The organism is Anabaena sp. FACHB-83 (assembly GCF_014697485.1).
GTDB lineage: Bacteria > Cyanobacteriota > Cyanobacteriia > Cyanobacteriales > Nostocaceae > Nostoc_B.
Genome location: NZ_JACJRY010000068.1, coordinates 17,484 through 27,760, shown reverse-complemented (window position 1 = coordinate 27,760; position 10,277 = coordinate 17,484). Strand labels below are relative to the sequence as shown.

Here is a 10,277-nt window from a genome sequence, read left to right as displayed (position 1 = left end):
ATCTTTTTTACGCAATTTTGCTCCAACTACAACAGAAATGGTTGATAAACTAATCTCAGTTGCACTCGACTTAATAAATCCTCAACATTTAAGAAACTGGTTTGCTAGTTGCTGCTACTGTACCTCATAACAGCCGTAGGTGCTGTAATTGCAGAATGCTTTTTGTAGGTGCAATGTGTGACTGTATTCGCAGGAGTGTCCAAAATAGCCGATTGTCCTAACATTAGTTGTCGTTGGATTAGCATTGTCAGCAGTGCTTCCGCAGTCGTAACATAAAATCCCTCCTGTTGAACACGCAACTGTGATAGCAGCATTGCTCCTAGTATCCAGTAAGCGAGAGAATACAGGAATGTGCAATTTCCGTGCAACTTTTTCTGACAGGGTACTTTTGCCAGTGCCAGGAATACCAGAAAATAGAATTAGTTTCATCTATTCTAGTTAGCCCAATCATAGGTTGTTCTCAGACTAGCAGGCAAAAAGCAGTAATTTAGAAAATTGCTGCTGACGAAGATGCTAATAAATCTGGGTAATTTAGTTCCTATATTCCAACTCTAGAACACTCAACAGCTTCTCCTCTACAGCAGTTAAACAAGGACGGTTCAACTTCCCCAACGACTGCAACAGATTTTTGACTGTATCCTCCAGAGAATCAGAATATATTCTGCTGATGCGATCGCAAATCTGCTGCATCTGTTGGCATTCAGCAGGTAAGTAATTGTATGACTTCAAATGCTGCACCCCAACACTACATTCGCCATCCCAAGTTCTCACAGTACAGCTAAATTCCCCCACATGAGTCACGATGCACCAACACCTGCCTTTGCCTCTGAGGTCGGGGTTATCTTTGGGTAAAATCTGGCAGACTTCGCCAATTTGGTAGGTGTTGGGGATTTGAGTTCGCTCCATAATTCTTTGAACCACATCAGTTACGATCCTGGCACTAGGAACTTTACCCTTGGCAACTTGAACTGCCCGTTGCCACACTTCAACCTGCTGCTGGGGTTCTAGCTTGGTGAGAGGACGGACTTGGCGCTCACTCGTTGGCAGAATTTGTGTCCCAGTGGGACACATTCGCTGTTCACTCAAATCTGTTTCGGTTTGTGTCCCAGCAGAACTTAAATCACTTTCGTTTTGTGTCCCAACAGATTGCTCTTGCTCATCACTTGAGCCATTTTCGACTTGTGTCCCAATGGGACGCATTTGTTCGCCGCTTGAATTACTTTCGTTTTGTGTCCCAATAGAACTTGAGTCATTTTCGACTTGTGTCCCAGTGGGACACATTTGCATCAGATTATCTACCACAACCGCAGCTTCAATCAACCTGTAAGGATGACGGCGCTCGAAGCCAAAGCGATCGCGGCAATATTCTTCAAAGGTTGTGTGTGTGGAACGGTATAATCGGCGATCGCGCAGTTCCATCAATGCCTTACCAGCCTCAAAAAATGCTCTTTCAACTCTGCGTTCTAAATGCAGGCGATGTCTACGACAAGCCGCTTTGCGTCTACGCGTTGTTCATCCTCGGTTAGTTCTGGAATTTCAACGGCGGGAACGTCAATCGTTGCGTTAGAAGGGTCTTCTGAAGGGGTGGTATCTGAGTTGGGCGGTTGAAAAAAAAATGGCTAATTAATCATTTATTGACCTAATAGTTCTCGTCTACGCTGTTCACGATCTTGTTGCTCAACCCTTGCTCGTGCTTCCTCATACTCCTCTATTGCTGCTGTAGATTCATCTTTTAATGCTTCTCTTAATTTATAAGCATTATTATCATCTCCTAACAAAGTTAGCAATTCTCTTCGTTGTGGCTTATCAAGTGTAAGAAACCACTTCATAAAAGAGATTAGAATTTTTTCCTTTGAGCCTGATACATCATTATGAGCAATAACACAAGAAGGACAAACATAGGCTAAATAACTTAATTCTAAAAAGCCTATACTCGTAGTCCATTCAGTCACTTTTTGCCCTATTGCAATGTAGTTATACGTCAAGATACAATCTTGATTTGAAGGATCTTGACTAGCAATACAGTCTAATAAACCAGTGCTTGAATAAGGGTAATCATTTGCTAACTTTCCAACAATTACAGCACCGGGGTATCCAGGCAGAGCTTCTCCTGTGGAAACAAGCCAAGGGAATTTTGATAAAACTAAAGAGTAATGGTATCTATTTTTAATACATCTTTTTAAATCATCATCTTGATAAATATTTTGCTCGTATGAATATTGTACTACATTTAAGTTTATTTGTTTATAATAATCAGGAGATAGTGCATCTTTTTGGCAACTTTCTACTGTTTGAGTAAGTAACTTAATATTAACTTGTGCATAAACACTCATTGGCTTTAACACCAAGAATACACTAGTTATAAATAGACTAATTAGGATTTTAATTAAAAACGACATCAGCGATTCCTTTTTTTTATTACTATTTCTAATTCATCAGAAGGCTTTGGAAAATTATCCCTGTTTTCCCAAGGCTTGGCAACATTAATAATATAGTTATTTGATGAACTATTTACGTCTTTTACTTTTTTAATGTCTAGCTGTAATTTAGATGATAATTGCTGTCTACTAAATTTTTGTTTTAACAATACTTGATCATCTCTTTGAATTTTTCTAACTTCTAGCCTCATTCTAGTTTTTTTAGGTATATTTACTTGCTGATGAATTAAATTTTTTTGTTTTTGTACTTGAGCGATAACTGTTACTTTATGTTGGTTCTTAAGGTTTATCTGGCTTTTCGCTAATTCTAATTCTGTTAAATTTTTAGACGGAATTCTTAAAGATTCTTTCTTTTGCAGGGGAGCAGAACTAAAAGTAGCTTCAGATTCAAATATTTCTGTAATTAAATGGCTTGTTAGTATAGGTAGAGCAGAAGAAGCAGGAGTAATAATAGGTAAAATCTCGCGTGATGTTACTATGTTTTTAGTAGTCAAGTTATAAAAAGCAGCAACAGCAATAGAAGAACATCCTAACCCAAAAATTACAAACAGCTTCCATACTAATTTTGTGGTTGCACTAGTGAATCCAGAATTATAAGGCTTGGCCTTAGCAATTGATAAAGTAGAAACGAAACTAGATGAGCCAACAATTTTGAAACTTTTATTTAACCAGAGATTTGTTAATTGTTTAATAGTATTATGTGTATACGATGTTTTTTCAATCTCTTGCAAGGATTTTAATATATCGTGTGTATTTTTAGGGCGTTGGTTTGCATTAAATGCTATTAATTTATCTATTAAATCTGCTAAAGATGGGGAAATCTGCGGTGCGTGTTCACGCCAGTTTAGGGTGTTAGTAAGGGGATCATAAATAGTTGCATCCTGGGGTTCTTTACCTGTAACCAAAAAAATAAAAGTCCTTCCTAAAGCAAAAAAGTCTGATTGTTGAACAGAGTAACCGTTTTGTTGCTCCGGTGGTGAGTAACCCTCAGAGATAATTCTGGTATGACGGCTTCCTTCTAAAATAGTTGTTGTAATTTGTCTTACAGCCCCAAAATCAATTAAGACAAGCTGCCCAGTTGAGCGTAGCATAATATTTTGAGGCTTGATATCCCTATGGAAATATTGATGAGTGTGTACTAAAGCGAGAATTTCTACAAGCTGCTTTAACCAATTAATAGCTTGACTTTGAGAGATTGGTTGATAATGATGAGCAACCATCCACTGCGCTAAATCAACCCCCTCTATTTTCTCCATTACTAAACAGTGCAATGGCGTAGAGCTATTTTTAGGTAAAAAAGTGAAGTAACTACCAGAATCTACTTTAGGGATTCCCTCACTATTTAACTTACTTAAAACTTTGGCTTCTTGCTGAAATAATTCAATGGCTTTTTCATTATTTTCTGTTAACACCTTTAGCACTTTTATCGTGCCATAGTCTTCAACTTCAAAAGTATTACCAAAGCCTCCTTTACCTATCTGTTTGAGAACCCGATAGCGATCCTTTAGAAGTATTTCTGAACCACAGTTATGGCAAATGCGATTCCTAGCATTCCCCAGATCAGAAGGTTTTGGACAAAAAGGATTGATACAATAGCTCATTCTATCTGTCAACTAAATTACATCTTTGCATACACCTCATTAGTCAAGCGCGAATAATACAATCTACTTTGTAGATAGGAAATTGATACTCTTGATTTTGACTTTTAATCAACAATAATAAGTGCAAGTTGTGAAGTATATGACTTTAGTGACATCAGTATACCGAAAAAGTCAATACAAACACAAGAGTAAAGCTAGAATATCTATTTTGTTTTTAGCCAAACGCTGGATTTAAAGTGGATTCTAAAAAGTTTTTCTAATTTTGAGAAACATTTTATACAAGCCATCAACAAATCACTTCCTTGTTTCATTTAAAATATACAAGCTTTACAAAATAATGTGAAGGTAATTTAATGCAATTAATGTTGAACCGTTCAACATTTAGTGATTTCAATCGCTCACTTCGCTCCTGCTCGGTTAATTCAAGTACTTCAGCAGCAGTTACCGTGACAGCCTCACAATCATTATTTCCTCACTCCTAAAACCCCCAAAATCTCTCTAATAGCCACTTTCTCTTGCTCCATCTGCTGAACTCGATTAAGTAACCGCTTAGGGATATACTTCGATGACTTGACCAAGCGATCGCCTTCGCTCCAAAACTCATAGTGATAGTACGCCTGCTGGTAATCCTTGCCATTCTTGGTAATAGTTCGCCAATGAATACTACCACTCCCTTCCCCCTTATTCCGCCGCATTTTACTAGGGGATATGTCATTACTAGGGTTTATCTCTAAAACTTCATTACTAGGGTTTACCTGCTGATCCCTCTTATGTCAAACTGGGAAAAGCCAATCGCTGAAAGCCTTTCAGAGCTTTACTTTTCAGCTTTTGGCTATAAATTTTAGTTTCTATTAGAAAAGAAAGGCTCAAAGTTTGATTAGATAAAGGTTCCAATGTTTCGCTGCGATTATTGTTTTCCGAAAGTGACAGAACAGGGATAGTAGAATAGACACATGAAATTTTGACGCTATTTTATGATAACTGTGAGCTTGACTGCTGTAGCTACGGCGATCGCTAACGTACTTTGGACTAAAGCACAAGAGAAAATCGGCGAAAACATTGGTGATGTTTTATGGACTGCTCCTGGTAAGTTGCTAGGATTACTACGCCGCAAGAATAAAGCACCATCTCTTACCAATGATGAACTACAGCGTTTAGATTATGGCGAAGCGGTGCTGGAACTAACAGCAGCAGCACAAGATCCTGAAATTGCTCAAGCAGTTTTAGAAGTCGAAGCCGCAGTTAATAATGATAAATCGGAAACTGCTCAGGAAATTAAAAAGTTAGCAGATGAAATCAAGTCTCAGCCATCAGTTGTAAATAACTTTGCAAAGTTAGCAGACAAAATTGGGCAAGTTGTCATTGGTGGTACTGGTACAATCGAAAACATGACGTTTTGACAAGGGCATGGCTAATTTATGCCTGAAGACTCTGGCAAGTTTGCAGACAAAATAGGGGCTTATGCTGGCTCTGGCGGTACAGTTAACATAAATCATCTGACAGTTAATGCTTCAGATAGTTCTGAAGTTACTAGTTTTACATTGGCAGACTGGAGTGAAATCTGTCGTGAAATAATTACAGAACGGCGAAAGCTGACAACAAATCCTTTGACATCATCAACTGAAGGCGTTGCGCTGCAAGTTGATGATGTTTATGTACCATTGGGATTAGTTGAGCGCACAAAACAGCCGAAGCCTCAAGGTGATGTTTCTCCAGAACAGGGTTCAGAACTGTACAAGGAAACAGAAGTCACCAAAACATTTAAACATGATGCTTTTTTAGAAGAAGTTCTCAGGCAGCAGAACACGCCGAAAAGTCAAGGTAAGCGAATTGCAATTATTGGTGAACCGGGCGCAGGAAAGACAACGCTGTTACAACAGATTGCTAATTGGGTGTTTTGTGAGATTCCCCAGTCAGTTGTGATTTGGGTATCTTTGGCAGATTTGCGAGGGAAAGAACTAAAAGCTTATCTGTTGGAAACTTGGTTGACTCAGGTTGCAGAGAAATTAGGTAAAGCTGAAGCCACCAACCAATTAAAAGAAGATTTTGTGGCTTTATTTTATCAAAAAAATGTCTGGCTGCTGCTAGATGGATTAGATGAAATGTCCGCGTCTAATCCTCTAGAAGCAATTGCGCCACAATTTGGTGGAGTGGGTTGTATTGCTCAAGCACGAATTGTGCTGACTTGTCGAATTAATTTATGGGATGGTAATACGCATAAACTTGATAATTTTGATATTTATCGCACATTAGATTTTGATTATCCAGAACAAGTAGAAGAATTTATTGCTAAATGGTTCGCTAAGACTGAAATTCCCGAAACTGGACAACAGTTATGTACTGCGTTGAAAGCACAAGGTAAAGAACGCATTCAAGATTTAGTCAAAAATCCTCTGCGGTTAACGCTGCTGTGTTTGAATTGGCAATCGGGAGATGGCAAATTACCGGATACGCAAGCGGGACTTTATCAGCAATTTGTTGATGATTTCGACAAGTGGAAGAAAACCGAATTGGCAATAACTTCTCGCCAGCGTCAGCAACTTAATATCAAATTAGGGGAATTGGCGAAAGCAGCAATAGACAAAGAAGCAACTCGTTTTCGCTTACAGCAAGATTTTGTTAAGCGATTTTTGGGAGATGCGGATGATAAAAAGTCGCTCCTGAAATTAGCACTAAATCGCGGCTGGCTAAATCAGGTAGGCATAGATACAAATAGAAAACCTGTTTACGCTTTCTTTCATGCCTCATTTCAAGAGTATTTTGCTGCTAAAGCAATTGATGACTGGCGTTTCTTTCTCAATCATGTTCCCCACAACCCAGCACAAGGAACTTATCGCATCTTTGAACCGCAGTGGAAGCAAACAATATTACTATGGTTGGGGCGAGAAGAACAACAACTCAAACAACAGAAGCAAGAGTTTATTGATGCTTTAGTTAGTTTTAAAGACGGATGTGGGAAGTGGAATAGGAAAGATGTAGACAAGGGTTTTTATGAATATCGCGCCTACTTTTTAGCGGCTGTGGGAATTGCCGAGTTTAAAGACTGTTCTCAAGCAGATGAAATAGTAGCGCAAATTATCAAATGGGACTTTGGTTATTCATCTAAAAAACAGAATTGGGTAAAATTTCTTAAACCAATTCAGTACGAAGCTAGATCAGCACTGCAAGAGACAGAACGCATAAGAGCAGTAGCACCTTTGGAGCAAGTGCTGCAATCTAAAATTCTGGATGACGACACTCGTTTGGACGCAGCAGATAGGTTAGGGGAAATCGATCCCCGCAATGAAACAATGATCGCATCCTTAGTGCAAGTGCTAAAATCCACATCTGCGGATTACCACACTCGTCAGAAGGAAGCATGGAGCAAAGATTTATTATTCGACAGTGTTCCCGCATCTGATAGCTTAACCAGAATTGGCAAAGACAATCAAGCGGTAATCGCCGCCTTGGTAAAACTAGTACAATCGACAACTGCGGATGAAGATACTCGTTCAGAAGCAGCAAGTATTTTAGGGGAAATTGGCATAGACAATGCAACAGCGATCATAGCCTTGGTGCAACTACTACAATCGCCTGATGTAAGCGAATCCACACGTAGCAGCTTATGGACAAGTTTATGGAAAATTTCTCAATATGATGAAACATCTATCGCCGCTTTAGTACAACTCCTGCAATCTACTGATGTGAGCGACTCCATCAGTAGTGATTACCTCTCATATCACTCAGAGACAAGCAGTACAGGCTATGAAACTATAATCGCAGCTTTAGTACAACTGTTAAAATCACTAGATGTGAGCGACTACACCCGTATTGAGGTAGCAGAATTCTTACAGAAAATTGACCCAGGCAATGAAACTGTAATTAGTGCCTTGGAGCAAATGCTACAATCCACAAATTTGGACGAAGACACCCGTATTTCGGTAGCAGGTAGTTTAGGGGAAATTGACCCAGGCAATAAAAATGCGATCGCCGCTTTAGTACAACTGCTGCAATCCAAAGATGAGCATTTCAGCAGTTGGTGGGTAGCAGAAAGGTTAGGGAAAATCGACCCAGGCAATGAAGTGGCGATCTCCACGTTCGTAAAACTGGTGCTATCACTTGATGTGGATGACAAAAACTATAACGTGGCAATAAATAACTTAGAGAGCATCTACCCACCAGGTGATGAAACATTGATCCCCGCCTTGCTACAAGTTCTACAATCAACCAGGGCGGATAATGAAATTATTCGGCTGGTAGTAAATAGCTTAGAAAAAATCGGCAAAGGCAATGAAACAGTAATTGCCGCCTTAGTACAAGTACTGCAATCCACAACATTGCCTGACAACAATCGTTACTGGTCAGCATATAGTTTAGAAAAAATTGATCCAGGTAATCCAATAGTAATTGCCGCCTTAGTACAAGTACTGCAATCCACAACATTGCCTGACGACACTCGTTGGTCGGCTGCAAATAGCTTAGAAAAAATCGATCCAGGTAATCCAATAGTAATTGCCGCCTTGGTGCAAGTTCTACAATCTACAACTGCGGATGACTTGAAATACCATTATCGTAGGCTCGCGGAATCCACTTTAGCGAAAATCGGTATGGGTAATGAAAAAGTGATAACAGCCTTGGTACAACTACTAGAATCAACAACTAAAGATGACAAAACTCTTTCACTGGCAGTGAGTATATTAGGCAGAATCAGCCCAGGTAATCCAATAGCGATCGCCGCCTTAGTACAACTACTACAATCCACAACATTGGATGACGAAACTCGTTGGAGAGCAGCAGATAGTTTAGGGACGATCGATCCAGACAATAAAATAGCGATCGCCGCCTTAGTACAACTACTGCAATCCACTACATTGGATGACGACACTCGTTGGAAAGCAGCAGATAGTTTAGGGACGATCGATCCAGACAATAAAATAGCGATCGCCGCCTTAGTACAACTACTACAATCCACAACATTGGATGACGAAACTCGTTGGAGAGCAGCAGATAGTTTAGGGACAATCGATCCAGGTAATAAAGTAGCGATCGCCGCCTTAGTACAACTACTGCAATCCACAACATTAGATGAGGATACCCGTGAGGAAGTAGTAGAAAGCTTAGAGACAATTGGCACAGGCAATGAATTTGCGATCTCTTCCTTGGAGCAATTGTTACAATCAAAAATATTGGATGACAACACCTATAAGCAGGTAGCAGAAAGCTTAGGGAGAATCGATCCAGGTAATAAAGTAGCAATTGCCTCTTTAGAGCAATGGTTGCAATCCACATCTGTACATGACAGAAACCGTATTTATGCAGCACAAGATTTATGGGAAATCGATCCAGGTAATAAAATAGCGATCGCCTCTTTGGTGGATGTGCTGCAATCCACAACTGTGAATGACGACATCCGTAGGTTGGCTGTATATAGGTTAAAGAAAATTGGCACAGGGAATGAATTTGCGATCGCCGCTTTAATACAACTACTGCAATCAACAACGCTAGATGACGACACCCGTAAGTGGGTAGCAAAAAGCTTAAAAGAAATCGGCACAGGCCATGATTTTGCGATCTCTGCCTTAGTGCAACTAATGCAATCAAAAACACTGGATAAAAAAATCCGTTTGTGGGCAAAAGATAGCTTAGAGAAAATTGCTATAGGTAATCAAACAGCGATTTCTGCCTTAGAAAAAGTGCTGAAATCAATCCCTGTAAATAACTCTATAGATAATGATCGTACCCGTTGGTTGGCAGCAGATAGCTTATGGAAAATCGACCCAGGTAATCAAGAAGCAATCTTGGCTTTGGTATATGTGCTGCAAACTAGTGTAAATAAATACCCTCCTAGACGAGCAGCAGAAAGCTTAAAAAAATATCTACAAAATAACGAAGATCGTTTTCAAGCAGTCAAAGCTTTAGGTAGTTATTGGCAACTAGATGGTGAATACTATAATTTAGCCTGGGAATGCGCCCAGAATATGCCTTACCCCGATTTCTATCAAGCTTGGCATCAACATAATATTGTTACTCGCACTATGCAAAGCTTCAAGCAAATCCTCTTCCCCACAATCATTTAAACACTTTGGCAGCAGCAACGTTGCAAATAGCTATACATTACGTTTGTAGCTGGAAGTAGAAATCCTACACCTTCCGCACTCGCATTCTGTGACTTGAAGAAGATTGAAGATTTTGGACAGGTTGTCCACCTTTACCTTCCAAAAATGGATGTCCAACTTTACCTTCCAAAAACATCCAAAAA

General features: G+C 39.6%; 8 protein-coding genes and 1 pseudogene. 3 read left to right on the top strand and 6 right to left on the bottom strand.

The genetic code is table 11. The annotated features are described in order from the left end of the window. Positions 1 to 104 precede the first annotated feature (104 nt). The 3 genes and pseudogenes from H6G79_RS37125 to H6G79_RS37825 form a co-directional block, all read right to left on the bottom strand. A complete protein-coding gene (locus H6G79_RS37125; protein ID WP_242048721.1) occupies positions 105 to 314 on the bottom strand; it encodes a hypothetical protein in 210 nt (69 codons plus the stop codon). 34 nt (positions 315 to 348) lie between these two features. Continuing rightward, positions 349 to 429 (bottom strand): annotated as a pseudogene (locus H6G79_RS37830) (AAA family ATPase); the annotation flags it as partial. 102 nt (positions 430 to 531) lie between these two features. Continuing rightward, on the bottom strand, positions 532 to 1,419 hold the full coding sequence (locus tag H6G79_RS37825) for a hypothetical protein (RefSeq protein WP_396019828.1): 888 nt from the start codon (positions 1,417 to 1,419) through the stop codon (positions 532 to 534). Here H6G79_RS37825 and H6G79_RS37820 point away from each other — a divergent pair. Then, positions 1,385 to 1,567: a hypothetical protein gene (locus tag H6G79_RS37820; protein WP_396019827.1), complete on the top strand. Its 183-nt coding sequence runs from the start codon at positions 1,385 to 1,387 to the stop codon at positions 1,565 to 1,567. The genes H6G79_RS37825 and H6G79_RS37820 overlap by 35 nt on opposite strands. A 64-nt stretch (positions 1,568 to 1,631) precedes the next feature. Here the strand turns inward: H6G79_RS37820 and H6G79_RS33635 are convergent, their stop codons facing one another. From H6G79_RS33635 to H6G79_RS33625, 3 genes are all read right to left on the bottom strand, one after another. After that, entirely contained in the window at positions 1,632 to 2,333 is a 702-nt protein-coding gene (locus H6G79_RS33635; protein ID WP_190594830.1) for a hypothetical protein, read from the bottom strand. A gap of 65 nt (positions 2,334 to 2,398) precedes the next feature. After that, positions 2,399 to 4,039 (bottom strand): serine/threonine-protein kinase, encoded by a 1,641-nt coding sequence (locus H6G79_RS33630; protein ID WP_190594850.1) that lies wholly within the window; start codon positions 4,037 to 4,039, stop codon positions 2,399 to 2,401. 464 nt (positions 4,040 to 4,503) lie between these two features. Then, entirely contained in the window at positions 4,504 to 4,734 is a 231-nt protein-coding gene (locus tag H6G79_RS33625; RefSeq protein WP_190594831.1) for a hypothetical protein, read from the bottom strand. Positions 4,735 to 5,013: 279 nt separating this feature from the next. Here H6G79_RS33625 and H6G79_RS33620 point away from each other — a divergent pair, with 279 nt between their 5' ends. Continuing rightward, positions 5,014 to 5,439 (top strand): hypothetical protein, encoded by a 426-nt coding sequence (locus H6G79_RS33620; RefSeq protein ID WP_190594832.1) that lies wholly within the window; start codon positions 5,014 to 5,016, stop codon positions 5,437 to 5,439. 18 nt (positions 5,440 to 5,457) lie between these two features. Beyond that, positions 5,458 to 10,095: a HEAT repeat domain-containing protein gene (locus tag H6G79_RS33615; protein ID WP_190594833.1), complete on the top strand. Its 4,638-nt coding sequence runs from the start codon at positions 5,458 to 5,460 to the stop codon at positions 10,093 to 10,095. Positions 10,096 to 10,277: the final 182 nt, after the last annotated feature.

Coding starts and splice junctions, on each gene's coding strand:
- H6G79_RS33635 (WP_190594830.1), bottom strand. CDS start 2,333: ATGAGTGTTTATGCACAAGTTAATATTAAGTTACTTACTCAAACAGTA.
- H6G79_RS37825 (WP_396019828.1), bottom strand. CDS start 1,419: ATGGAACTGCGCGATCGCCGATTATACCGTTCCACACACACAACCTTT.
- H6G79_RS33630 (WP_190594850.1), bottom strand. CDS start 4,039: ATGAGCTATTGTATCAATCCTTTTTGTCCAAAACCTTCTGATCTGGGG.
- H6G79_RS33615 (WP_190594833.1), top strand. CDS start 5,458: ATGCCTGAAGACTCTGGCAAGTTTGCAGACAAAATAGGGGCTTATGCT.
- H6G79_RS37125 (WP_242048721.1), bottom strand. CDS start 314: ATGCTGCTATCACAGTTGCGTGTTCAACAGGAGGGATTTTATGTTACG.
- H6G79_RS33625 (WP_190594831.1), bottom strand. CDS start 4,734: ATGCGGCGGAATAAGGGGGAAGGGAGTGGTAGTATTCATTGGCGAACT.
- H6G79_RS33620 (WP_190594832.1), top strand. CDS start 5,014: ATGATAACTGTGAGCTTGACTGCTGTAGCTACGGCGATCGCTAACGTA.